The following is a 23,284-nucleotide window of genomic DNA, read 5'->3' as shown; positions in this document are numbered from 1 at the left end:
GCTGCACGACTACTCCCCTCCTGATCCGGTTCGAATGTCACTGTCGTTGCTCGTCGCTTCCGCGGTGACGTCCGGGGACGCGGTGCCGCGCCGGAGCACCATCGCGGAGTTGAATCCGCCCCTGCCCCGGGCGATCACCAGCGCGGCCCCGGGTTCCCACCGGCGGGGCCCGCCGGTGACGAGGTCGATCTGCGCGCCGGCCGCGACCGTGCGCACGTTGACCGTCGGCGGAATGAGCCCGTCGCGCATGGCGAGCAGGGCGCACGCGAGGTCGGCGGACGCGCCGCCGGAGCTCATCCGTCCGGTCATGGTCTTCGGGACGGTGACGGGAACCGCGCCCGGACCGAACACGGCGGCGATCGCCTCGGCCTCGGCGTGGTCCTCGTCCGGCGTTCCGGAGCCGTCGGCGAAGACCACGCCGATGTCCGCGGCCGTCATCTGCGCGTCCGCCAGGGCGCCTTCCACGGCGCGGCGCAGTCCCCGCGCACCACCGTGGCGCGCGGCGGCGTCGAACGTCGCCGCGTACCCGGCGATCTCCCCGTGGATGTGCGCGCCCCGGCGGCGGGCGCCGGCGGCGTCCTCGACCACCAGGACGGCACCACCCTCACCGGGGACGTACCCACGGGCGCCGACGTCGAAGGGCACGTACGCGGTTCGCGGATCGTCGCCGGTGCTCAGCGTGCCGCCGCTCATCCGGGCCACCCAGCCGTACGGGCAGAAGGAGCTCTCGAAGCCCCCGGAGAGCATGAGCCGGGACCCCTTGCGGATGTTCCGCCGGGCCTGCGCGACCGCGTCGAGCCCGCCCGCCTGGTCGCTGACGATGACGCCGGCGGGGCCTCTCATGCCGTGCCGGATCGACGTCTGCCCCGTGTTGACGGCGTAGAACCAGGCGAACGACATGTACACGCTGACGTGCTCGGGACCGGACCGCCACAGGTTCTCCAGCTCGCGCTGGCCGTACTCGAAGCCGCCGAACGCCCCGGCCATCGCCACGCCGGTCTCGGTCGCCTCGTAGGCGCCGGGTTCCACGCGGGCGTCGGCGAGCGCCCAGGCCGACGCGGCCAGCGCGAACTGGGTCATCCGGTCGGTCTGCGGGAGAAGCCGGCTGGGAATGTGGTCGGCGGGATCGAATCCGTCGAGTTCGCCGCCCAGCCGGGCCGGGTACCCGCTCACGTCGAAGCGCCGGACCGGGCGGATGGCGGACTCGCCACGCAACGTCGCGGCCCAGAAGTTCTCGGTCCCGAAGCCGTTCGGCGCCGCGACGCCGATCCCGGTGATCACCGCCGCGGTCATGCCGCACCCCGCCCGGGACGGGCGAGCACGATGGCGCTCTGGAAGCCTCCGAAGCCGCTGCCGACGCTGACGACGGTGTCGAGCCTCTGCTCCCGCGCGTGCAGCGGGACGTAGTCCAGGTCCAGCTCGGGGTCCGGCTCGTGGAGGTTCGCGGTCGGCGGGATCACGCCCTGGTCCAGGGCGAGCGCGCAGGCGGCGATCTCGATCGAGCCGATCGCACCGAGGGAGTGGCCCACCATCGACTTGATGGAACTGACCGGTGTCGAGTAGGCGTGGTGGCCGAGCGCCCGCTTGAGCGCGGCCGTCTCGTGCCTGTCGTTCTGCTGCGTCGCCGTGCCATGCGCGTTGACGTAGTCGACGTCCTCCGGTGACAGCCTGCTCTCCGCCAGCGCGGCGGTGATCGCCGCGGCCATCTCGGCGCCGTCGGGCCGCAGGCCGGTCATGTGGTACGCGTTGCTGCGGGAGGCGAATCCGGTGACCTCGGCGTAGATCCGGGCACCGCGGGCGCGGGCGTGCTCCTCGCTCTCGAGGACGAGCACGGCGGCCCCCTCTCCCAGCACGAAGCCGTTGCGGGTGCGGTCGAAGGGGCGTAGCGCGTGGGCCGCGTCGTCGTTGCTCGACGAGGTCGCCCGGATGGCGTCGAAGCAGGCGACGGTGATCGGTGAGATAGGCGCGTCGGTGCCACCGGTCACCATCGCGTCGACCGCGCCCTCCCGGATCAGATCCACCGCGTGGCCGACCGCGTCCAGTCCGGAGGTGCACCCCGCGGAGATCACCGCGACCGGGCCCTGGGCGTTGACGTCCCAGGCGACCTCCGCCGCCATGGAGCCGGGCATGAAGTAGTCGTACAGGTGCGGGCCGGCGTAGTGGTGGTCGAGCACCCACTCCCGCCCGGTGTCGCTGAGAGCGAGGTACTCCGACTCGAGGTTGCACGTGGCACCCACGGCGGTGCCGAGGCTCACGCCGACACGGGTGGGATCGGACCGGTCCGTCTCCAGACCGCTGTCGGCCATCGCCTCCCTGGTGGCGACCAGGGCGAACTGCGCCGCCCGGTCCAGCCGGCTGATCTCCCGGTGGGACAGCTCGGCCTGAGCCGGTTCGAAGTCCACCTCGGCAGCGATCCGGGACCGGAAGGCGGACGCGTCGAAGGCGGTGATCGGCCTGGTCGCGGTGCGACCGGCGGTGATCAGTTGCCAGAACGCCTTGGTACCCACGCCGCCGGGCGCCACGACGCCGAGACCGGTGATCACCACTTTGCGAACACTCACCGCGACACCGCCGCGGTCGTCCCGACAGCCTTCATGTTCATCGACCCCTGTTCCTCTGTGTCCGGACCGGGCATTGCCGGCTCTGGTGCGGCTTGCGTGTCGTGCCGCTCCGACTCGTCGGCCCACCGGTCGCTGTTGGTCCGGTACCAGGCGACGACCTCGGCGAGGCCCGACTCGAAGGGCACCTGCGGGGCGTAGCCGAGCTCGCGGCGGGCCTTGCTGTCGTCGAGGGAGTACCGGAGGTCGTGCCCCTTGCGGTCGGCGACCGGCCGCACCGCGTCCCAGTCCGCCCCGCACAGGCGCAGGAGCTCGGCGGTCAGGTCCCGGTTGGTCAGCTCGGTGCCGCTGCCCAGGTGGTAGACCTCGCCGTCACGACCCTTCCCCAACGCCAGCTGCACGCCCCGGCAGTGGTCCGCGACGTGCAGCCACTCCCGGACGTTGCGGCCGTCGCCGTAGAGGGGCACCGGCCGGCCGCTGAGCAGGTTGGTGACGAAGCGCGGGATCATCTTCTCGACGTGCTGGTACGGCCCGTAGTTGTTCGAGCAGCGGGTGATCACCACCGGCAGCCCGTGCGAACGGTGGTACGAGCGCGCGAGCAGGTCGGCCGCCGCTTTCGAGGCGGCGTACGGGGAATTCGGCAGGAGCGGGTGATCCTCCGTCCACGACCCGTGGGCGATGGTGCCGTACACCTCGTCGGTCGAGACCTGCACCACCCGGCTGATGCCTGTCCGGAGGCAGCAGTCCAGCAGCGTCTGGGTCCCCAGCACATTCGTCGTCGTGAACGGCGAGGCGTCGAGCAGCGACCGGTCCACGTGGCTCTCGGCCGCGAAGTGGACGACCGCGTCGTGTCCCGGCAGCAGGTCGAGAAGCAGCTCGCGGTCGACGATGTCGCCTCGGACAAAGGTGAGCCGCGGATCGTCCACCGGGATGTTCGTCAGACTGCCCGCGTACGTGAGCTTGTCGAGGACGGTGATCTCCGCGTTCTCGTAACCCTCGTAGGCGCCGCCGAGCATGCTGCGTACGTACTCGGAGCCGACGAAGCCGGCTCCCCCGGTCACGAGAAGTTTCATGTTTCCGAGCGTCGCCGGGCACGGCCGACCCATGGTGGAGGTCCACTGGAAGGGCGGTGGAGCGGTTCCGCCTGATAGCCCCGGCGGGCGTCACCCCAGTTGCGCTCAACCGAGGTGCGAGCACCGTCCGGGACGCTGTCGTTCCGGCACACCGCCGGCCCATGGCACGTCGCACGGCATGATGGAGGCCCGCGCGTGAAAGACACACTCGCTGATCTCGCTGCGCTCGGCGGGACCCCGGAGTTCTCACGGTTCCTGCAGGTGGGAACGCCCAGCGTCGGCGATCGGTCGCGTCTGTTCGACAGGCTGAACACGGCGATGGACAACGAATGGCTCACCAACGGCGCGCTGGTCCGCGAGTTCGAGGAGCGCATCGCGGACCTGGCGGGCGTCCGGCACTGCGTGGCGACGTGCAACGGCACCCTGGCGCTGCAACTGCTCTACATGGCCACCGGGCTGTCGGGTGAGGTCGTCATGCCCGCGATGACCTATGTGGCCACGCCGCACGCCGCCCGGGTGCTGGGCCTGACACCGGTCTTCTGCGACGTCGATCCGGTCACCGGATGCCTCGACCCGGAGCAGGTGGAGGCGGCCGTCACGCCGCGGACCTCCGGCATCGTCGGCGTCCACCTGTGGGGCCGCCCCGGCCGGGCCGACGAGCTGGAGAAGGTGGCCGCGCGGCACGGCCTCACGCTCACCTTCGACGCGGCACACGCGCTGGGGTCCAGCTTCCAGGGCCGGCGCGTGGGCGGCTTCGGCTCCGCCGAGGTGTTCAGCTTCCACGCCACGAAGGTGGTCAACTGCTTCGAGGGCGGCGCCGTCGTCACCGACGACGACGGGCTGGCCCAGGAGCTCCGCGTCCTGCGGACCTTCGGCATCACCGCCGACGGCCGCAGCGTGGGCATCGGCACCAACGCCAAGATGACCGAGGCCTCCGCGGCCATGGGACTGACCTCGCTGGACGCCTTCGGCGAGATCGTACGGCACAATCGCGCCAACCACGCGCACTACCGCTCCGCGTTGCGCGGGGTGGGCGGGCTCTCCGTAGTCGACTTCGACGAGCAGGAGGATCCCAACTGGCAGTACGTGATCCTCAAGATCGACGAAGCGGTCACCGGCATCCACCGCGACCTGATGATCGAGGTGCTGACGGCGGAGAACGCCGGGGCGCGGCGCTACTTCTCGCCCGCCTGCCACCAGCTCGAGCCCTACCGCTCGGAGCGTCCGACCTCGCTGCCGCACACCGAGCGCCTGGCCGAGCAGGTGGTCGCCCTGCCGACCGGCCCGGCCGTCTCCCCCACGGACATCGACCGGATCTGTCACATCGTGCGGCTCGCGATCTCCCACGGGCCGGAACTCACCGACCGGCTGCGTCGCCGCGCGGCTCCGCCCTCCACATCCGGGAGCGGGACGTGAGGCGTCCGGCCCCGGCCGCCGCGCTGTCGCCCCGGCCCCGCCTGCGCGTCGTCCGGCGGCCGCGGCTCCCGGGCCGGTCCGCCGCCGCCCGCGCGTCTCGCGTGGACCCCCGCACGTGCCCGAACGCGCCGCGAGGACGCCGGTCCGTCGTGGTGCACCTGTCCGCAGTCGTCGAGAAGAAGACGGATCACGATGAAATTCCTGTTCACCGTAGGCGGTAGCCAGTCCACCGTGTTCTCCATCGCCCCGCTCGCGACGGCGGCCCGGAGCGCCGGGCACGAGATCCTCGTGACCGCCGACGAGCCGCTGCTGGAGACGGCGACGGCGATCGGACTGCCGGTGGTCCCCTCACCTCATCCGGGGATGCCCGCGGCCAGGCTGCAGGCGCTGCTGGAGCTGACCCGGCAGTGGCCGGCCGATGTGGTCGTCGGTGGCCTGTCGCACGTCCCCGGCATCCTCGCCACCCATCTGAAGGCGCTGTACGTACGCCACTACTGGGACATCGTCCCGCTGCGGCCGGAGCCGGGAATCGAGCCCGACCTGGAGCGTCTCGGCCTCACCGGGCCGCCGGAGGCCGACCTGTTCATCGACGTCTGCCCGCCGTGCCTGCGGCCGTCGCCCACCCCGGGCGCACGACCGATGCGCTGGATCCCGAGGAACCGCCAGGGCCGACTCGACCCGTGGATGTACACCCGGCCCGCAGGGCGCCCACGAGTGCTGGTCACCGCGGGAACGCGCAATCTCATGCTGCACTCGCACACCGGCGTCATGCGTCAGCTGGTCGACCAGCTGACGGCAGCCGGGGCGGAGGTCGTGATCGCGGCACCGGACCGCGCCGCCGAGGAGTTCGGCGCACAGTTCTCCGACGTGCGCATCGGCTGGGTGCCGCTCGACGTCGTCGCTCCCACCTGCGACCTCGCGGTGCACCACGGCGGCGCGGCCACCGCGATGACGCTCATGAACGCCGGCGTGCCGCAGCTGATCACCCCGGACAACGACTACTCGAGGACCATCGCGAAGGCCCTGGGCGACTTCGGTGCCGCCCTCGCCGTGCCGCCGGCCCCCCGCCAGGCCGGCCAGGAGGCGTACCGGGAAGCGGTCGACGCCGTCGCCGCGGCCTGCCGGCAGATCCTCTCGGACCGCCGGTTCGCCGAGCGCGCGCGGGTCCTGGCCACCGAGATCGGTAAGCTGCCCACGACGGCCGAGATGGTCGGCACAATCGAGCAGCTGGCCGCCGCCGGCTAGCCGCCGGCCCTCACCCTTCTCGCCGCCCGGATCGGGCGAGCCTCCGTCGTGCCCCCACCGGGAGGAGTTCCGTGTTGACGACGAGAGTGGGAGTGCTCCTGCACAGCCGCCATCTGGCCACCGACGGGTGGGCGGAACTGGTCGTCGGCGTGCCCGAGGACGACCGTCTGGGTGACCTGGGCACGCTGGCGCGAGCCGTCCTGACACTGGGCGGCGATCACGAACTCGCCTGCATCGTCATCGGCGGCGGCTTCTCCCGGCGGGACGGCGTCGGTGAGGGCGAGTACACCAAGAGGTTCTTTCTGGACAACCTCTCCAGGCTGGACGAGTTCAGCCGCCTGAAGCCCCTGCTCGACCGGTTGTCGGACGCGGAGCGCGCGGCGTTCCGCCAGGCCCTGCACGACATCGTCATCACGCAGCCGGTGCACAACACGGTCGCCGAGATCGAGGCGGCCGCCGGCATCTTCGCCGCGCACGGCGTCGACACGGTGCTGCAGATCGCCGCCGCCAGTCATGCTCCGCGCTGCCTGAAGGAACAGTCGGTGGCCCGCGCGCGCGGAACGATCGCCGGGGAACAGCAGTGGTTCACGGTCGCCACGGACATGGCGTACCGCGGCACCGGGCCCGGGGACGTGTGCGTGATCGAACCGCTGCACCGGCGCGACCAGCCGATGACGTTCGTCCGGCCGGGGTTGTCCGAGGTCCTCGCGCCGTACTTCCGCCTGCCGGACGCCGACAAGGCGACGTTCGTGGCGACGGTCGCGGAGTTCATGGCGTCGAGAACCGGCGGGGCGCGACCGTCCCGGTGACCGGACGTCCGGCGCGGGCCGGCGGTTCCTCTCCGTCGAGGACCGCCGGCCCTGTCATCCGGCGATCCCGCTCCACTGCACCCGGCGAGGCTCGGTGATGCGGATCGCGCTGGACCGCACCTTGTCGACGAGCTCGGCCTGCTGGCAGATCGCTTCGGCGTGCGGCGTGTAGTCCCCGCCGTCGAGCAGGGACCGGGCGAAGAACTCCGCGATGTTCTTGAACTGGTGGTCGGCGGGGAGAACGACCTCCTCGGCGTGGTCCTCCGCTTCGATCCGGACCACTGGTTGCCGGGTCACCGGCGGTGTGAAGGCCCGGTCCAGGGTGAGGCGGGCCCGGTCGCCCCAGAGCGAGTAGCAGGACCGGTACGCGTGCTCGAAACCGAAGGACAGCTCGGCCGTCACGCCCGACGGGGTACTGAGCAGGGCATGCCCGGCCACGTCGACGCCCCGGACCGGATGGATGCGCAGCACCGACCCGACGACCTCCAGGTCGGCGCCGAGGAAGTAGGTGGCGGCGCGCAGTGGGTAGACGCCCACGTCGAGCAGCGCCCCACCACCGAGCTCGACGTGGTACCGCCAGTTCGCCGCGTCGAGCGGGGGGATGCCGAAGCTCGCGGTGAAGACGCGGGGCTCGCCGATCCTGCCCTGCGCGACGAGGTCACGGACCATGTCGTGCTGGCGGTGGTGGAGGAACATGTAGTTCTCGATCAGCCACAGACCCGCGCCCTTCGCCTGGTTCACGAGGTCACGGGCGGTGGCGTGGTCACTGGTGAGCGGCTTCTCCGAGAGCACGTGCTTGCCGGCGGCGAGGGCGCGGCTCGCCCAGTACGCGTGCAGGCCGGTGGGCAGCGGGATGTAGACCGCGTCGATGTCGGGCCGGTCCAGCAGGTCGTCGTACCCCTCGGCGGCCACGCAGCCGAAACGCTCGGCGATCGCGTGCGCCTTGGCGGGATCACGGCTCGCGACGGCCCGCAGCTCCATGCCGTCCGCCTCGATCATCGCCGGCAGGACCCGGCGGAGCGCGATGCTCGCGCACCCCAGGACTCCCATGCGAACCACAGATGGCATGCGGTGCGTCCTTTCACCGGAACCGGGTGGGCAGCGAGCGGGGCGAACGGGTGCGCGGCGGCGCCGGGACCCCGGCGACCGGACCTCCGGTCACCGGGCCGGCTCGTCGTGGGGCGGACCCGGCCCGCGGGTGCGGTTCCGCCACGCCCCGGCGCGGCTCACGAGGCGGAGCGGAGCAGCCGCTCCTCGATGGCCCGGCACTCCTGGTAGTCCGGTAGCAGGCCCGCCTCGGCCGCCTCCGCCAGCCGCGGGCCCACGCTGTCCCGCTCGGAGACGATCGGCTCGATGTCCCCGGGAATCGGCAGCCCCAGGTCCGGGTCGAACACGGAGATCGCCTTTTCGTACTCGGGCACGTAGGCGCTGGTCAGCATGTACGACATGACCGTGTCGTCGGCCAGCGCCACGAAGGCGTGCCCGACCCCGACCGGGAAATACACCGCGCGGAAGTCCCGCGGGTTCACCCGCACGGCGTCCCACTTGCCGTACGTCGGCGAGCCGACCCGGATGTCGACCACGATGTCGATGGCCTCACCCGCCGCACAGTAGACGTACTTCGTCGTGCCCGGCGGGGTGACGGTGTAGTGGATGCCCCGCACGACGCCCCGGCGGGAGACGCTGTGATTCGTCTGCGTGACGGGGAGGAACGGCGCACCCTTCGCCGAGGCGAAGGCCCGTTGCTGGAACGGCGACACGAACGATCCACGATGGTCGGGGTAGACGTCGGGCGTGAACACGAACGCACCGGTGACCGCGAGCTCTTCGACCTTCACCTGATCTCCCTAGAACCGGCCGTTCACAGCGTCTTGAGGATGTCTCGGAGGGCACTGATCGTCTTCTCCTGGACGTCGACCGGGAGAGACGGATACATCGGCAGCGAGAAGATCTGCCCGGCCAGCGCCTCGGTGACCGGAAGCGAGCCCTCCCGGTAGCCGAGGTGGGCGAACCCGGTCATGGTGTGCACCGGCCAGGGGTAGCTGACGTTCAGCTCGATCCCGTAGCCGCGCAGCCGCGTCAGGATCTCGTCCCGGCGGGGGTGCCGCACCACGTAGAGGTAGTACACGTGGTCGTTCCCGTCGGCCACCCGGGGCAGGACCAGGTCGGTGTCCCTGAGGCCCTCCGCGTACCGCTGCGCCACCGCGCGCCGGTCCGCGATGTACCGGTCGAGACGTGTGAGCTTGCGACGCAGGATCTCGGCCTGCACCTCGTCCAGCCGGCTGTTGTGCCCCGGCGTCTGCACCACGTAGTAGCGGCTCTCCATGCCGTAGTACCGCAGGCGCCGCAGGTTGGCCGCCACCGCGTCGTCCGCGGTGATCGTCGCGCCACCGTCACCGTACGCGCCGAGCACCTTCGTCGGATAGAACGAGAACGCCGCGGCGTCGCCCATCGTGCCGGCGAGCACACCGCCGTGGCGTGCCCCGTGCGCCTGGGCGCAGTCCTCCAGGATCAGCAGGCCGTGGCGGTCGGCGACCTCGCGCAGCGGCCGCATGTCGACGCACTGTCCGTACAGGTGAACCGGAAGCAGGCAGCGGGTCCGTTCGGTGAGGACCGCCTCCACCTGCGTGGTGTCCATCAGGTAGTCGTCCGCCCGGATGTCGACGAACACCGGCGTGGCGCCCACCGCGTCGATCGCCACGACGGTCGGTGCGGCGGTGTTGGACACGGTGACGACCTCGTCTCCGGGTCCCACGCCGAGCGCCTGCAGACCCAGCTTGATGGCGTTCGTCCCGTTGTCCACGCTGACGCAGTGCGGGACGCCGTGGTAGGCGGCGAACGCCTCCTCGAAGCCCTGGACGCTCGCGCCGAGCACCAGCTGGCCGGACCGGAACACCGTCTCCACCGCGTCGAGGACGTCCGGACGCTCACTCTCGTACTCGGCGAGGTAGTCCCACACCCGGATCGTCACGGCCGCTCCTCGGCGGCGACGGCGACGAAGAGTCCCCGGCCGCCCTGGACGTCCTCGATGTAGTCGGCGTCGAAGCCGGCCGCGGCGAAGGCCGCCTCGTACTGGGCCCGGCTGAACAACGTGTGGGTGTACGTCTCGGCGAAGTGCCGCACCCCGGTCTCCGGGTCGGCCACCAGGAAGTGCACGTCCATTGTCGACCGGTGCCCGGAACGCGCGGTGTGCGACATCCGCGCGATGGTCGACCGGCCGCTCCGGACGACGTCACCGGAGATGAATCCGTCCACCGACTTCTCCAGGAACCACCACGGCTCGACCACGACGACGCCACCGGCGGAGAGATGCCGCCCGAAGCAGCGCAGCGTCTGCCGCAGTTCGTCCTCGTCATGGGTGTGGCCGACGGACCCGAACAGGCACACCACGGCGTCGTACTCGCGGCCGAGGTCGAACCCCCGCATGTCGCCCTGGTGCAGCCCGGCACCGGGCAGCTTGCCCCGGGCCACGGCCAGCATGTCCTCCGACAGCTCGATCCCTCCGACGGTGTCGAAGAACTCGGCGAAGTGCACGAGGTGGCCGCCCGCGCCGCACCCGATGTCGAGCAGGGAACGCGCTCCGGGGAACCGGCTACGGACCACCTCGGTGATGTACTCCGCTTCGGTCCGGTAGTCCTTTCCCCGGCTCTCGTTGAGGTCGTCATGGATCTCGGCCACGTCACGTCCGTACATGGGGCTCCTCTCCGGTAGCTTCACCGCGATCCAGCAGAGCGGCGACAGTGCGGTCCACGGCATCGTCGAGCGCCGTCCGCGCCCGCCAGCCGGAAGCGAGCTGGAAGGGTGCGGGATCAATCGTGACGCTCAGAAAATCGATCACAGGCGCGTGCGCGGGCGGCGGCACGGACGTCACCGGCACCGGCGGCCGACCCGTGTGCGCGGCGACCGACGCCGCGATCACACGGAACACCGAGCCGACCGTGTCGTGCCGGCCGGTGCCCACCAGCCAGTGCCGGCCGGCCAGTTCGTCAGGTCGCCGCATGGCTGCCAGGAAGGCGTCCGCCGCGTCCTCGACGTACACCAGGTCGCGCTTGACCGTTCCGTCGTGCCACATGGTCAACGGCCGGCCGGCGATCGCCTGACGCGCCATCGCGGAGACCACGCCGACGTCGGGTACGCGGGACAACCCGCTCTGGCCGAAGACCGTCGGCAGCCGCAGGCTCACGCCCCGGATCACCGACGCCTCGGTCGCGGCCTTGAGGATGCCCTCGGCCCGGAGCTTCTGACGGTCGTACGCCGTCTCCGGGCGGTCCGGCTCGCTGCCGTTCATAGGGTGCTCGGGCGGACGGCCGACCTGCGAGGTCGTCGCGGCGAACACCACCACCGGAGGCGCCGCTGCCGGCCGTCGCCGGCCGAGGATGTCGACGAGGTCGCGCGCGACGCCGACGTTCACCCGATCGCCCTCCGGCGTGTCCGCGTCACGCCATCCGCCGCTGTGCTTACCGAGGTGAAGGATCACGTCGGCGTCCGCGACGGCGTCGGCGAGACATCGCGGGTCGGTGAGGTCGGCGGTACGGATCTCCACGTCGGCCACCACCTCGTCCGGGATCGGGCTGACCCGGCGCGACACGGCACGCAGCCGGATCGGGAGCTGCGAGAGGCGGGCGGTGACGACCGATCCCAGGTATCCGGACGCACCCAGCACGCTCACCAGTGGACCCACTGTTCCTCCGACCTTCGGTACTCGCCTGCTTCCGTCCCCCGGCACGGTCACCGCTGCGGGCCGGTGCTCGGCCTCCCCCGGCGGTAGATCGCCTGCCAGTAGAAGCTCCACGGCACGGCCCAGGCGTCGGCGACGCAGCGCCAGTCGTCACCGGGCCGGTAGGCAGCGATGAACTCCGGGACGGCAGCGCGCACCGCCCGGTCGTCGTGGATGTCGAGCACCTCGCGCAGCAGGCCGGTCTCCATCGCCCGGCGCAGGGCGTCGTCGCCCTCGACGTGCCCGTCCAGGCTCTGGTCCCAGTACTTGCCGACCGGGTTCTTCACGTACAGGGCCGTGCCCCGCTCGCCGATGAGGTCGAGGTAGCTCCGTGCGGTCTCCGGGGCCATCTCGGCGAACGAGTCGATGTTGATGCACAGATCGAACTCGCTCTCGCGCAGCGCCGCGTTCACGTCCTCGTCCTCCACCGGGACGAAACGGATCTTGGCGAACCGGGCGTCGTCGAGGACCTCCCGGAGATACCGCCGGCTGAGGTGCATGGTGCTGCGCAGGTCCACGATGCAGTAGGCGGCGATGTCGTGGTTCGACAGCAGGGTGTGACACGTTCGTCCGTAGCCCGCACCGATCTCGAGGACGCTCGCACCCGCCAGGTCGACGCTCTGCTCGATGAAACCGAGTTCGAGGGTGGCCTGCAGATAGTCGAGGCAGATGCTCTCGCCGCCCACGCGGACGGCGATGGGGTTGCCCACGTCCCGGTGGGTGGTCCTGCGCAGCCGCTCCCAGTCGGCCGGCCCGAGCGCTGTCGCCAGGTTGTGGACGAGCGTCTTCAGGTACCGGACGCCGTTCACCTCGGGATTCCACAGCGAGATCTTGTGGTTCGGCCGCCCCGACTTGAAATTCGCGAGGTCGACGGCCGCTTCCTCGGTCACCCAGTGCCTGCTGATGCGTTCCCATTGCCGGCTGGCTTGGTACGTGTCTGCCATGTCGATTCGTCTTTCGCCAGAGGAGAGGAGCCGGAAATGCCGATTTAATCGCTCGGTGAGCGCCGACGTACTCGACCTCGACGGAGCTTGGCATCTGGCCGATCCCGCCACAACCTCGCGATTGCGGTCGGCCGTGTTCAACTGAACGTTCTCGCCGGTCGAACGGCATCCGGAACCATCGCGCGCAGTTCTGAACGAGCTGTGCGGATCGATGAATGCCGCTATCGTGAGGCGCTCCGGTGCCGCCCGCCCGCAGGCGTGGCAGTGGGCCGACTTCGGCCAGGGCCGGTGGGGAAATTCCGGCAGCGAATTCCAGGCGGCCCAGCCGTGGGCTGTCGAGCCGCGTCGACCACTGGAGGTGGCAAATGTCGGAGAAGGTGGATGTCGATTCGCTCAGTGATCTGGCGACCCCGTGGAGCCTGCGGGTGGTGGTGACACTGGGCATCGCCGAGCACGTGGCAGCCGGCGTCACGACGATCGGGGAGCTCGCCCGGAAGACGGACTGCGATCGCGACGCGCTCGCGCGGGTCCTGCGCCATCTGGTGGGCAAGGGCGTCTTCGAGGAGCCGGCCGAGGGCGAGTTCGCGTTGAACGAGGCGGCCCGCACCCTGCTGGAGCCCGGTCCGCTGCGCGGGCTCACCCTCGACGGCCACGGCGGTCGCAGCGCCGCCGCCTGGAGCGGGCTGCTCGCGACCGTCCGCACCGGCCGCCCGGGCTACGAGACCGTCTTCGGACGCTCGTTCTGGGAGGACCTCGAGGCTCATCCCGAGATCGCGGAGAGCTACGACGCCATGATGGGCCATCGGGCCGGCGACGCCTCGGATCCCGCCGTTCTCGTCGAGGACGACTGGGCGGACGTCCACCACGTCGTCGACGTGGGCGGCGGTACCGGCGAGACGCTGGCCGAGATCCTGCGGGTCCGGCCGCACGTGCACGGCACCCTGGTCGACCTGCCCCGTGCGGTCGCCCGAGCCGCGGAGGTCTTCGCCGCCGCCGGGGTCGCCGACCGGGCCGGGGTCAGCGGGCAGAGCTTTTTCGACCCGCTCCCGCCCGGAGCGGACGTGTACCTGCTCAAGCGCCTGCTGCTGGACTGGCCCGACGAGGAGGCCGCCGCCCTGCTCACCCGGTGCGCCGAGGCCGCAGCCCCACGGGGTCGCGTCGTCGTGGTCGGTGGCGTCTCCCCCGGGCGGGAGGCTGCCCGGGCCGGGCTGATGATGATGGTGCAGACCGGCGGCAAGCCCCGCACGCTGGACGAGTTCCGTACCCTGGCGGCGCGGGCCGGCCTGGCGGTCACCGCGTACGGGCGCACGCCGTCCGGCCAGTTCGTGGTCGAGTGCCGCCCGGAGGCCGGCGGCCCCGCGCGGAAGGCCGGCGACCGAGCATGAGATTCCTGTTCCTCACCACCGGCAGCCACGTCACCGTCTACGCGACCGCCGCTCTGGCGAAGGCGGTGCGCAACGCGGGGCACGAGCTCCTGGTGGCCACGAACGAACCGCTGATCGATGCGGTGGAGGGCATCGGCGTACCCGGAGTGTCGATCATGCCGGAGCCGATCCGGCACTTCCTGACCGGCGTCGGCTCGACGGACGAGATGGTGGTCGCCGGCCGCGGCCTGGCCAGGATGGCCGCCGCCGCGACGCCCACCCTGCGGGACCTCGCGGAGGACTGGGCTCCCGACGTGGTCCTCGGGAGTTCGATGAGCTACGCGGCGGGCCTGCTCGCCACCCGGCTGGGCGTCCCCTTCGTCCGGCACGCCGAGTACCTCCAGATCCCGATGACGGAGATCGATCCGGCGGCCGAGGAGGAGCTGGCGCCGCAGCTGAAGGACCTGGGCCTGGGCGGGCTCCCGGATCCCGCGATGCTGATCGACGTCACTCCGCCGTCCCTCGGGCCGTCGCCGTCGGCGCGGGCGCAGCCCATGGGTTTCGTCGCGACGAATCCTCAGCGCCGCCTCGAACGATGGATGTACACCCGGCCGACGGACCGGCCCCGGGTGCTGATCACCTCCGGGACGCACCACCGCATGCTCGCCGGCAGCGCGCTGCACCACCTGGTGCGGCAGCTCACCTCCGCGGGAGCCGAGGTGGTGATCGCGGCGCACGCGGAGGTCGCCGCGGAGTTCGGGGCGGACACGGACGACGTCCGCGTCGGCTGGATCCCGCTGGACGTCGTCGTCCCCACCTGCGACCTGACGGTGCACCACGGCGGGGCGACCACCGCGATGACCATCATGACGGCGGGGGTCCCCCAGCTGATCACTCCCCCGAACACGCACACCAGGGCGATCGCCGGCGTCCTGTCGGCCGCAGGCGCGGCGCGGACGATCCGGTCGGAGCTGCCGGAGGGGAGCCATGACCTGGCTGACGCCATGGCCGCGGACAGCCGGGAGATCCTCGCCGACCCGCGGTACTCCCGGCGGGCGCGAGCCCTGGCCGCCGAGATCGCCGCGCTCCCGACGCCGGCCGATGTGGTCCGACGGATGGAGTCGCTGGTCACCGGGTGACCGGTCCGACAGGGACCCGGCCGGGGCAGTCGCCCTCGGCCGGGTCCCTTCGTGTGGACCGAATCCGCCGGCATCGAGTTATTTGAATTCCCCTCGGCCGTCACCGCCTCCGGACGCCCGTGCCGTAAGGACTGAAGAATCGACCCGATCCGCATGATCGACCGACCGGGTCGGCAGGCCGAACCGCTCCTCGTCGCCATCACTGTGCATTTTCCGCCAGCCATGTCGGCCGGCCGGGCACCCCGCCGTCGGCCGACCGATCGATGGCCGCACCACGACCTCCGACAGCGCTTCCCTCCGCACCGGCGTCAGCCTGGGACGATTCGAATGGCCGGACTGGCGAGGTAAGACCCGAATAGGCGCTGTTGCAGCGTTACGTGCCGCATTCCCCCGCCGAATCGCCGCCGCACGAACTCATTGATTCGACCTGTGAAGCTGGTTTGACAAAGCGCGTCGAGCCCTGTCGAATCAGCGGCCACGCATCTGTGAATGCATTCGCTTTCGAGCAATGGGGGAATGGATGAGAAAACTGTTAGCCGGCGCGGCGGCGGTTGCGCTGGGTCTGACGGCACAGGTCACCGTGGTCCCCTCCGCGGCGGCGGCCCGGCCGGCCGACCGGCCGATTGCCGGAATCGCCTGGTCACCTTGTCCGGACGACGACCCTCTGATGGACGACTATCTCGTGGGGCTCGAGTGCGGTTCCCTCGAGGTTCCACTCGACCACTCCCGGCCGAACGGCCAGAAGATCACTCTGGCCCTGACCCGGGCCAAGCACACCTCGCCCGAATCGCAGTACCAGGGCGTCGTCCTGTTGAACCGGGGCCAGTGGCCGGGCACCATCGGACGGGATCTGCCGACCCGCTTCGCGGACGGCTCCACCGGCCTGCTGACCTCCGTGGGCTCCACGTACGACTGGATCGGCTTCGACCCGCGCGGCGTCGGCGCGAGCGAGCCGTCGATCAGCTGCGATCCCACGTACCTCTACCCGGGCGGGGCCCGGCCCGACTACGTTCCGGCCGGCAACGCCGAAGAAGCGGTGTGGGTGAACCGGGCGCGCACATTCGCCGAGAGCTGCGGGCAGAAGTACGGTGACACGCTCAAGTACTTCCGGACGGCGGACACCGCCCGCGACATGGACCTCATGCGGATCGCCCTCGGCCAGGAGAAAATCAATTACCTGGGCTACTCCCACGGCACCTACGTCGGCTCCGTCTACGCCTCCCTGTTCCCGAACCGGGTACGGCGCATGGTCCTGGACAGCGTGGTGCGGCCGAGCAGCGTCGGGTACAAATCCCTGCTGGAGACGAACGAAGCCTTCGAGAAGCGGGCCCAGATCTACTTCGCCTGGATCGCCGAGCACGACTCGTACTACCACCTCGGACGAACGCCGGCACAGGTCGAGGCGAACTACTACAAGGGCATGGCGATGCTCCGCAAGGCGCCGATCGACGGCAAGATCGGGCCGGCCGAGTACAGCGACATCTTCTCGGTGAACGTGTATCGCAGCTACATCTGGACCTACCACGCCGGGGTGCTGGCCGACTGGGTGCTGCGCGGGGACCCGTCCGGGCTTCGGGACAACTTCCTCGAGCCCGACTTCCCCGCCCAGAACACCCACGCGATGTACCGCGCCGTGCAGTGCGTCGACGGTCCCTGGCCCCGGAACTGGAACCAGTGGCGGACCGATCTCTCCCAGCAGCACCGCAGGGGCACCAAGTTCATGACCTGGAACAACGGGTGGTACAACGCGCCGTGCGCCTTCTGGCCGGTGCCGGCGGGCAAGCCGACGAAGGTCGGCGACCGGAACGTGAACATGCTGCTGATCCAGGCGGAACACGACGCCCTCACGCCGGTGCAGGGCGCCGTCGAGGTACACCGGTTGTTCCCGAACTCCCGGCTGGTCCTGGAGCGTGGCGGCGTCTTCCACGGCGCGTCCCTCACCGCCAACGCCAACGCGTGCCTGAACAACCACGTCATCGCCTACCTGAGGGACGGCACCCGGCCGAACTCGGTCGCCGGCGTCGACGCCCACTGCAACGCCAATCCGTTGCCGGATCCGGCTGACGGCTGACGGCTGAGCACGGCACCGGGCCTCTGGCCGGGAGACATCCCGGCCAGAGGCCCGCTCTGCTATGCGCTGGTCGCCCTCCACAGGAAGCCGTCCGGGTCGACGAAGTATCCCGAGTAGACCCCCGGCGAGGTCTCCGCGCCGGCTGCGGCGACGTGGCCGCCGGCCGGAGTCACCGCGGCCAGAAGGCTGTCGACCTCGTCGCGCGACGCCGCGACCCGCTCGAAGGCCGCCGCGCGGAAGCCAGCGCCGCCGCTCTCCTTGACCCCGGCGTCCTTCGCCAGCATGCCGCCGTCCATCAGGCCCAGCCGGCAGCCGCCCGAGGTCGGCTTGAAGTCGATGTACTTGCTGCCGTAGTCGCGGTCGACGGTCATGCCCAGGGCCTGGTAGAAGGCCGTGGACGCCTTCGTGTCGGCCACCCCGAGCAGCACGCCGACCTCGCTCGGCACGGGCGTCTCCTGCGCCGGGCCGGTGTCCTTCTTCTCGGACGACGCGAGCTTCCACACCGCGCCGTCCGGTGCCTGGAACACACCGGAGAAGCCGGCGAACATGGCCTTCTTCGCGGGCTTGAGGACGCTCGCGCCGTGCTGGGCGGCGGCGTCGAGAATGCTCCTCACCTCGCTGGGCTGGTCGACGATGTAGGTGAGGACGTAGCCGCGATAACCGGGCGCCTTGGGCTCCACGTTCGCCTCCGCGGCCAGCGCCTCGGACGGGCACACGGCCAGCTGTGCGACACCGTGCAGGTCGAGCTCGACCCGCTCGTCCCGGTGCTCGACCCCGGTGGGCAGGAACACGGACTTGTAGAAGGCATGGGCGGCTTGCGGGTCCGTCGCCCCGATCGTGATCACGTCGGGCAACAGCATGTGACGACCTCCTCTGGCTGAGATGACGATGCGGGCCGGGACCGGTTCCCGGCCCTGATTGACGAAGAGAACCAGGGTGGGGCTCAGCGTGCCTGCTGAATCCTGATCAAATTGCCGGCCGGGTCGCGGAACGCGCAGTCCCGCACGCCGTAGTCCTGTTCGATCGGCTCCTGCACCACGTCGGCCCCGCTGGCCTGGACGCGCTCGAAGACCCCGTCGAGGTCGGGAGCGGACAGGAGCACACCGGCGTACGTGCCCTTGGCCATCATCTCCTGGATGGTGCGCCGCTCCTCGTCGGTGATGCCGGGGTCGGCGGCCGGCGGCTGCAGCACGATCGACGTCTGCGGCTGGTCGGCCGGCCCCACGGTGACCCAGCGCATGCCGTCGTAGCCCACGTCGTTGCGGATCTCGAACCCCAGCACGTCGCGATAGAAGGTGACCGACGCGTCCGCATCCTCGTGCGGCAGGAAGCTTGAGTGAATTGTGATGTTCATACCGCAAACGCTAGCGGCCGCCGCGCGACCAGTGCTTCTTGATTCCTGACGCTTCTGGTCCCTTTCCGTCGGTTCCACGAGGGCTCCTCCGCCGCCCGAGGGACCACCCGAACGAGCCCGCGCCGCCCCCGGCGGCGGCGCCTCCAGCGCGGTTCGACCCGCCCTCCGTTCCTGCCTGAGGGCCCGGGCGCAAGGTGGCGATGGTCGTTTCCGTCCGGGTGCGATCGGGAGAGGGCTGACTCGATGGATTTCGTCAAGGCGTGTCCGGTGGCAGACGTCCCGGATGAGGGCGCGATCGCGCTGGAGATCGAGGGCACCACGGTGGCCCTGGCCCGCAGCGGCGGGCAGGTGTACGCGATCCACGACCTGTGCTCGCACGCCGAGGTCTCGCTCTCCGAGGGCGAGGTGTACGACGGCACGATCGAGTGCTGGCTGCACGGATCCTGCTTCGACCTGCGGACCGGTGAGCCCACCAACCCACCCGCGACCCGGCCGATCGGCACCTACCCCGTGCGGGTGGAGGACGGATACGTCTACGTCGCCCTCACCCGGACCGCCGAGCGGCAGCCCTGATGGGGAGCGGTCGCGCGGCGGCGCCGCCCTCGTCCATCGACTCGCATGAGGAGAGCCCATCATGAAGACCCCACGGCTGCCGGCCGGGCTGCGTTCCATGCTGCATCACCTCAAGATGGGCCTGATCTGGTCGGGAGCCATGTGGGCCGGCGTGCCGACGGGATTCGTGACGATGCACATGGACGAGCCGCTGACAGCGGCCGAACGCGCCGAGTGGGCGGCCCTGGAGCAGCGCCTGCGGTAGCGGATCCCCGGCTGTGCGCACTGCCGTCCGACGCCGCGATCCGCGGGCTTGCACGACATATGGTTCTCGTCCGGAGCATGCCGCCCCGTCGCGCCCGAGGGCGCGACGACTCCTCCGGTGGCGCGCCGCGCCTGACGCACGTCGGCTGAGGAGGCCTGGTGACCACCGCTGACCCCCATGTGCCGTTGCGGCGCATCCTCCGGCTCTTCCGCCCGTACGGATGGAGCCTGCTGCTCGTCGCCGCTCTCGTCTGCGCCACCTCAGCGGTCTTCCTCGTCAACCCGTTCCTGATCCGCGAGATCCTGGACGTGGCCCTGCCCCAGGGACGGACGGGCCTGCTGACCGTCCTCGCCCTCGGCATGATCCTCGCCTCGGTCGCGAACAGCTCCTTCGTCGTCTGGCAGACGTACGTGTCGACGAAGGTCGGCGAGCAGGTCATGCACGACCTGCGATCGGCTGTCTACGCGCACCTGCAGCGCATGCCGCTGGCCTTCTACACGCGGACCCGCGCCGGCGAGGTGCAGTCGCGGATCACCAACGACATCGGCGACATGCAGGCCACCGTGACCACGTCCGCGACGACCCTGGTGTCCGACGTGACAGTCGTGGTGGCCACCGTCGTCGCGATGGCCATCCTCGACTGGCGTCTCACCATCGTGTCGCTGGTGATGGTGCCGTTCTTCGTGTGGGTGGGCCGCCGGGTGGGCAACCAGCGGCGCCGCATCACCCGGGAGCGGCAACGCCAGTACGCGACGATCGCCGCGATCGTGCAGGAGTCGTTGTCCGTCAGTGGCGTGCTGCTGGCCCGGACGATGGGACGCTCCCGCTCGCTGACCGACGCCTTCACCGCCGAGTCCCGGACCCTGTCGGATCTGGAGATCCGCTCGCAGACGGCGGGCCGGTGGAGCCAGGCGACGACGTGGGTCGTCATGGCGTCGATGCCGGCGGTGATCTACTGGGTGGCGGGGCAGAGCGGCCGGGGCGACAGCATGGCGATCTCCATCGGTACGTTGGTCGCCTTCACCACGCTGCAACAGAACCTGCTGCGACCGGCGGTGTCCCTGCTGGATGTCGCCGTGGAGCTGCAGACCTCGCTCGAACTGTTCAACCGGATCTTCGAGTACCTCGACCTGCCGGTGGAGATCAGCGAGCCCCGGCACGCCACCACGGTGAAGCCGCGCGGCGAACTGCGGATGCAGGGGGTCTGCTTCGCGTACCCGGGCGCCGCCCGGCCCACGCTCAACGCCATAGACATCACCGTTCCCGCCGGGCGCAAGCTCGCCATCGTCGGCGAGACCGGATCCGGCAAGACCACCCTCAGTTACCTGATTCCGCGGCTGTACGACGTGACGTCCGGGCGGGTGACCATCGACGGCGTCGACGTGCGGGACATGTCCGCCGACTCGCTCGCCGGGGCGGTCGGGATGGTCTTCCAGGAGACCTACCTGTTCCACACCTCGGTCGCCGAGAACCTGCGGTTCGCCCGGCCCGGGGCGACCGACGACGAACTCGTCGCGGCCGCGAAGATCGCACACATCCACGACCACCTGATGTCTCTTCCCGACGGCTACGACACGGTGGTGGGCGAACGCGGATTCCGGTTCTCCGGCGGGGAGCGGCAGCGCCTGGCGATCGCCCGCGCGGTCCTGCGCGACCCGCCGATTCTCGTGCTGGACGAAGCCACGAGCGCCTTGGACAACCAGACCGAGCAGGCCGTGCACCAGGCCATCGAGGCGGCGAGCGCCGGCCGCACCACAGTCACGATCGCCCACCGGCTGTCGACGATCCGGGACGCCGACGAGATCATCGTGTTGGACGCCGGCACGATCGTCGAGCGCGGTACCCACGACGAGCTGCTGGCGCTGGGGGGCCACTACGCGATGCTGATCAGCCGCGACGCCCAGCTTCCCGCCGAGACCCGCTGACGGGACCGCCACCGGTCGAGCCGGGCGCGGATCACGCGCCCGGCCCGCGGCACGCCGGTACCCGCACCGGCCGTTTCGCCGTGCGGGTCCGGCACCGCGGGCCTGCCTTGCTACGGATTGAGCACCCAGGCGGAATCGTGCCGGGTGAAACCGATGTGCGGGTAGTAGTCGCTCGCGGCGGGCGCCGACAGGAGCACGATCTTGGCCATCGGCGCCTCGTTCCGGGTCGCCTCGATGAGGGCCTTGCCGATACCGGAGCGCTGATGGGAACGCGCGACGGCGATGTCCGAGAGGTAGGTCACGTACGAGAAGTCGGAAACACTCCTCGCGATGCCCACCAGCTCACCCTCGATTCGGCAGGTCACGATCAGGTTCGCCGATCTCACCATGGTGGCCATTCGCGCGACGTCAGCAATGGGCCGGCGCTCGCCCAGCCCGGAGGACCGGTAGACGCCCAGGACCGCTTCCATATCCAGGTCGGCGCCCGTCTCGCGTTCAATCTTCCAGTTCACGGAGGCTTTCCAATCGCTTGAGGACGACATCGTGGTGGACGAGGAAACGGTCCGGCCGAAGCGGGCCGACGTCGACCCCCTGGGCACGGAGCAGGGTCCCGAAGTCGGCGTCGCCGGAGCCGGCTCCGTCGGCGGCGGCTTGAACCGCCCGGTAGGCACGTTCCCGCTCGGTGCCGCGCTCCAGCAGGTCGGCCAGGACCGCGGAACTGTAGACCAGGCCGTTGGTGAGGTCGACGGCCGCCCGCATGCGGTCGGGAAAGACCTGGAGCCCCGCCACCAGCGCCGTCGCCGCGCTCACCTGGTAGTGCGCGACGATCATCGCGTCCGGCAGGACGACCCGCTCCACCGAGGAGTGCGACAGGTCCCGCTCGTGCCACAGCGCCACGTTCTCCAGCATCGTCCCCGAGTATCCGCGCAGCAGGCGCGCCAGTCCCACCAGTCGCTCGCTGCTCGTGGGGTTGCGCTTGTGCGGCATGGCGCTCGACCCCTGGTAGGCGGCCGGCCGGGGCTCCTCCACCTCACGGATCTCGGTACGTGAGAGCAGGCGGACCTCGGTGGCGATCTGCTCGACGCATCCGCCGAGGAGGGCGATCACGTGCAGGAGTTGCGCGTGCCGGTCGCGCGCCACGACCTGGGTCGGCGCGGGTTCCACGCCGAGGCCCAGCTCGGCGCAGACGTACTCCTCGACGAACGGGTCGATGAGCGCGTAGGTCCCGACGGACCCGGAGATCGTCCCGACCGCGACCTCCGAGCGTGCCGCCCGCAGCCGCCGCACGGACCGGTCGATCGCGAAGGCGAAACCGGCGAACTTGTGGCCCAGCGTGGTGGGCTCGGCGTGCATCCCGTGGGTCCGTCCGATGCACACCGTGTGCCAGTGCGCGACCGCCTGGTCCGCCAGTACCGCGCGGAGCCGCACCGCCGCACCGAGCAGCAGGTCGCAGGCCCGGGCCATGGTGGAGCCCTGGGCGGTGTCGACGAGGTCGTAGCTGGTCATCCCGAGGTGCACCCACCGGGCGGAGTCCTCCGGGATGCCCTCGCAGAGGGCCGCGAGGAAGGCGAGGATCTCGTGGTCGCGCTCGCGCTCGTGCGCGACCACCTGGGCCACCGAAGGCACACGGGCGCTCCGGATGTCGTTGAGGGCGCTCTCCGGTACGCGTCCCAGAATCGCCTGCGCCTGCGTGGCCAGGACCTCCACCTCGGTCCATGTCGCGTAGCGCGCCTGGTCCGACCAGATGTCCGCCATCTCGGGCAGAGAATAACGGGGAATCATGACTGTGCAGAATAGTCATTCCGTCGATGTGCTGTACAGCCGTGTTTTCTGTTTTATCCGTGCGTGCTTT

Annotated in this window: 22 protein-coding genes; 9 read left to right on the top strand and 13 right to left on the bottom strand. The window is 70.6% G+C overall.

Annotated elements, in window-relative coordinates:
* Positions 1-9: 9 nt before the first annotated feature.
* The 3 genes from O7607_RS23590 to rfbB are packed head-to-tail and all read right to left on the bottom strand — an operon-like array spanning position 10 to position 3,631.
* Positions 10-1,293, bottom strand: coding sequence for a ketosynthase chain-length factor (locus O7607_RS23590; protein ID WP_269705370.1), 1,284 nt, complete (start codon positions 1,291-1,293; stop codon positions 10-12).
* Positions 1,290-2,561 carry a beta-ketoacyl-[acyl-carrier-protein] synthase family protein gene (locus O7607_RS23585; protein WP_269705369.1) on the bottom strand — a complete coding sequence of 424 codons (1,272 nt, stop codon included), beginning with the start codon at positions 2,559-2,561 and terminating at the stop codon, positions 1,290-1,292. Before O7607_RS23585 ends, O7607_RS23590 begins: the two co-directional genes overlap by 4 nt.
* Positions 2,558-3,631 carry a dTDP-glucose 4,6-dehydratase gene (rfbB, locus tag O7607_RS23580; protein ID WP_269705368.1) on the bottom strand — a complete coding sequence of 358 codons (1,074 nt, stop codon included), beginning with the start codon at positions 3,629-3,631 and terminating at the stop codon, positions 2,558-2,560. Before rfbB ends, O7607_RS23585 begins: the two co-directional genes overlap by 4 nt.
* A 195-nt stretch (positions 3,632-3,826) precedes the next feature.
* On the opposite strand from rfbB, the gene O7607_RS23575 reads away from it, so the two are divergent.
* The 3 genes from O7607_RS23575 (at position 3,827) to O7607_RS23565 (ending at position 7,101) form a co-directional block, all read left to right on the top strand.
* Positions 3,827-5,047 carry a DegT/DnrJ/EryC1/StrS family aminotransferase gene (locus tag O7607_RS23575; RefSeq protein ID WP_269705367.1) on the top strand — a complete coding sequence of 407 codons (1,221 nt, stop codon included), beginning with the start codon at positions 3,827-3,829 and terminating at the stop codon, positions 5,045-5,047.
* A gap of 201 nt (positions 5,048-5,248) precedes the next feature.
* Positions 5,249-6,292: a glycosyltransferase gene (locus O7607_RS23570; RefSeq protein WP_269707072.1), complete on the top strand. Its 1,044-nt coding sequence runs from the start codon at positions 5,249-5,251 to the stop codon at positions 6,290-6,292.
* A 74-nt stretch (positions 6,293-6,366) separates the two neighbouring features.
* The gene (locus O7607_RS23565; protein WP_269705366.1) at positions 6,367-7,101 is read left to right on the top strand and encodes a hypothetical protein; all 735 of its coding nucleotides are present in this window, start codon (positions 6,367-6,369) and stop codon (positions 7,099-7,101) included.
* 54 nt (positions 7,102-7,155) lie between these two features.
* Here the strand turns inward: O7607_RS23565 and O7607_RS23560 are convergent, their stop codons facing one another.
* The 6 genes from O7607_RS23560 to O7607_RS23535 form a co-directional block, all read right to left on the bottom strand.
* Positions 7,156-8,169 (bottom strand): Gfo/Idh/MocA family protein, encoded by a 1,014-nt coding sequence (locus O7607_RS23560; protein WP_269705365.1) that lies wholly within the window; start codon positions 8,167-8,169, stop codon positions 7,156-7,158.
* Positions 8,170-8,327: 158 nt separating this feature from the next.
* Positions 8,328-8,939 (bottom strand): dTDP-4-dehydrorhamnose 3,5-epimerase family protein, encoded by a 612-nt coding sequence (locus O7607_RS23555; protein WP_269705364.1) that lies wholly within the window; start codon positions 8,937-8,939, stop codon positions 8,328-8,330.
* A 23-nt stretch (positions 8,940-8,962) separates the two neighbouring features.
* A complete protein-coding gene (locus O7607_RS23550) occupies positions 8,963-10,072 on the bottom strand; it encodes a DegT/DnrJ/EryC1/StrS family aminotransferase (protein ID WP_269705363.1) in 1,110 nt (369 codons plus the stop codon).
* Complete coding sequence (locus tag O7607_RS23545; protein ID WP_269705362.1) at positions 10,069-10,779, bottom strand: class I SAM-dependent DNA methyltransferase; 711 nt, start codon at positions 10,777-10,779, stop codon at positions 10,069-10,071. The genes O7607_RS23550 and O7607_RS23545 overlap by 4 nt, the downstream gene beginning before the upstream one ends.
* Position 10,780: 1 nt before the next feature.
* Positions 10,781-11,782 (bottom strand): NAD-dependent epimerase/dehydratase, encoded by a 1,002-nt coding sequence (locus O7607_RS23540; protein WP_269705361.1) that lies wholly within the window; start codon positions 11,780-11,782, stop codon positions 10,781-10,783.
* A gap of 47 nt (positions 11,783-11,829) precedes the next feature.
* Positions 11,830-12,762: a putative sugar O-methyltransferase gene (locus O7607_RS23535; protein WP_269705360.1), complete on the bottom strand. Its 933-nt coding sequence runs from the start codon at positions 12,760-12,762 to the stop codon at positions 11,830-11,832.
* Positions 12,763-13,139: 377 nt separating this feature from the next.
* Between O7607_RS23535 and O7607_RS23530 the strand changes: the two genes are divergently transcribed.
* The 3 genes from O7607_RS23530 (at position 13,140) to O7607_RS23520 (ending at position 17,336) form a co-directional block, all read left to right on the top strand.
* Positions 13,140-14,147: a methyltransferase gene (locus tag O7607_RS23530; protein ID WP_332367333.1), complete on the top strand. Its 1,008-nt coding sequence runs from the start codon at positions 13,140-13,142 to the stop codon at positions 14,145-14,147.
* A complete protein-coding gene (locus O7607_RS23525; protein ID WP_269705358.1) occupies positions 14,144-15,265 on the top strand; it encodes a glycosyltransferase in 1,122 nt (373 codons plus the stop codon). The genes O7607_RS23530 and O7607_RS23525 overlap by 4 nt, the downstream gene beginning before the upstream one ends.
* Before the next feature lie 520 nt (positions 15,266-15,785).
* Entirely contained in the window at positions 15,786-17,336 is a 1,551-nt protein-coding gene (locus O7607_RS23520) for an alpha/beta hydrolase (RefSeq protein WP_332367321.1), read from the top strand.
* 59 nt (positions 17,337-17,395) lie between these two features.
* On the opposite strand, the gene O7607_RS23515 is transcribed toward O7607_RS23520, so the two are convergent.
* Together O7607_RS23515 and O7607_RS23510 are read right to left on the bottom strand one after the other, a co-directional pair.
* Positions 17,396-18,196, bottom strand: coding sequence for a VOC family protein (locus O7607_RS23515; RefSeq protein WP_269705356.1), 801 nt, complete (start codon positions 18,194-18,196; stop codon positions 17,396-17,398).
* An 83-nt stretch (positions 18,197-18,279) separates the two neighbouring features.
* A complete protein-coding gene (locus O7607_RS23510; RefSeq protein WP_269705355.1) occupies positions 18,280-18,690 on the bottom strand; it encodes a VOC family protein in 411 nt (136 codons plus the stop codon).
* A gap of 243 nt (positions 18,691-18,933) precedes the next feature.
* On the opposite strand from O7607_RS23510, the gene O7607_RS23505 reads away from it, so the two are divergent.
* From O7607_RS23505 to O7607_RS23495, 3 genes are all read left to right on the top strand, one after another.
* Complete coding sequence (locus O7607_RS23505; protein WP_269705354.1) at positions 18,934-19,263, top strand: non-heme iron oxygenase ferredoxin subunit; 330 nt, start codon at positions 18,934-18,936, stop codon at positions 19,261-19,263.
* Between the two features lie 61 nt (positions 19,264-19,324).
* Positions 19,325-19,507 (top strand): hypothetical protein, encoded by a 183-nt coding sequence (locus O7607_RS23500; RefSeq protein ID WP_269705353.1) that lies wholly within the window; start codon positions 19,325-19,327, stop codon positions 19,505-19,507.
* 158 nt (positions 19,508-19,665) lie between these two features.
* Positions 19,666-21,432, top strand: coding sequence for an ABC transporter ATP-binding protein (locus O7607_RS23495; protein ID WP_269705352.1), 1,767 nt, complete (start codon positions 19,666-19,668; stop codon positions 21,430-21,432).
* A gap of 110 nt (positions 21,433-21,542) precedes the next feature.
* Here the strand turns inward: O7607_RS23495 and O7607_RS23490 are convergent, their stop codons facing one another.
* Both O7607_RS23490 and purB read right to left on the bottom strand, forming a co-directional pair.
* Positions 21,543-21,944, bottom strand: coding sequence for a GNAT family N-acetyltransferase (locus tag O7607_RS23490; protein ID WP_269705351.1), 402 nt, complete (start codon positions 21,942-21,944; stop codon positions 21,543-21,545).
* A complete protein-coding gene (purB, locus tag O7607_RS23485; RefSeq protein ID WP_269705350.1) occupies positions 21,928-23,214 on the bottom strand; it encodes an adenylosuccinate lyase in 1,287 nt (428 codons plus the stop codon). The genes O7607_RS23490 and purB overlap by 17 nt, the downstream gene beginning before the upstream one ends.
* Between the last annotated feature and the right edge of the window lie 70 nt (positions 23,215-23,284).

This window comes from Micromonospora sp. WMMA1949 (assembly GCF_027460145.1).
Classification (GTDB): Bacteria; Actinomycetota; Actinomycetes; order Mycobacteriales; family Micromonosporaceae; genus Micromonospora.
Note: the sequence above shows the minus strand (reverse complement) of the source record. Positions and strands in the feature narration are given on the sequence as shown.

Bases quoted from the DNA above. Each gene is read 5' to 3' on its own strand.
- O7607_RS23590 (WP_269705370.1), bottom strand. From the start codon at position 1,293: ATGACCGCGGCGGTGATCACCGGGATCGGCGTCGCGGCGCCGAACGGC.
- rfbB (WP_269705368.1), bottom strand. From the start codon at position 3,631: ATGAAACTTCTCGTGACCGGGGGAGCCGGCTTCGTCGGCTCCGAGTAC.
- O7607_RS23560 (WP_269705365.1), bottom strand. From the start codon at position 8,169: ATGCCATCTGTGGTTCGCATGGGAGTCCTGGGGTGCGCGAGCATCGCG.
- O7607_RS23535 (WP_269705360.1), bottom strand. From the start codon at position 12,762: ATGGCAGACACGTACCAAGCCAGCCGGCAATGGGAACGCATCAGCAGG.
- O7607_RS23525 (WP_269705358.1), top strand. From the start codon at position 14,144: ATGAGATTCCTGTTCCTCACCACCGGCAGCCACGTCACCGTCTACGCG.
- O7607_RS23520 (WP_332367321.1), top strand. From the start codon at position 15,786: ATGAGAAAACTGTTAGCCGGCGCGGCGGCGGTTGCGCTGGGTCTGACG.
- O7607_RS23515 (WP_269705356.1), bottom strand. From the start codon at position 18,196: ATGCTGTTGCCCGACGTGATCACGATCGGGGCGACGGACCCGCAAGCC.
- O7607_RS23510 (WP_269705355.1), bottom strand. From the start codon at position 18,690: ATGAACATCACAATTCACTCAAGCTTCCTGCCGCACGAGGATGCGGAC.
- O7607_RS23505 (WP_269705354.1), top strand. From the start codon at position 18,934: ATGGATTTCGTCAAGGCGTGTCCGGTGGCAGACGTCCCGGATGAGGGC.
- O7607_RS23500 (WP_269705353.1), top strand. From the start codon at position 19,325: ATGAAGACCCCACGGCTGCCGGCCGGGCTGCGTTCCATGCTGCATCAC.
- purB (WP_269705350.1), bottom strand. From the start codon at position 23,214: ATGATTCCCCGTTATTCTCTGCCCGAGATGGCGGACATCTGGTCGGAC.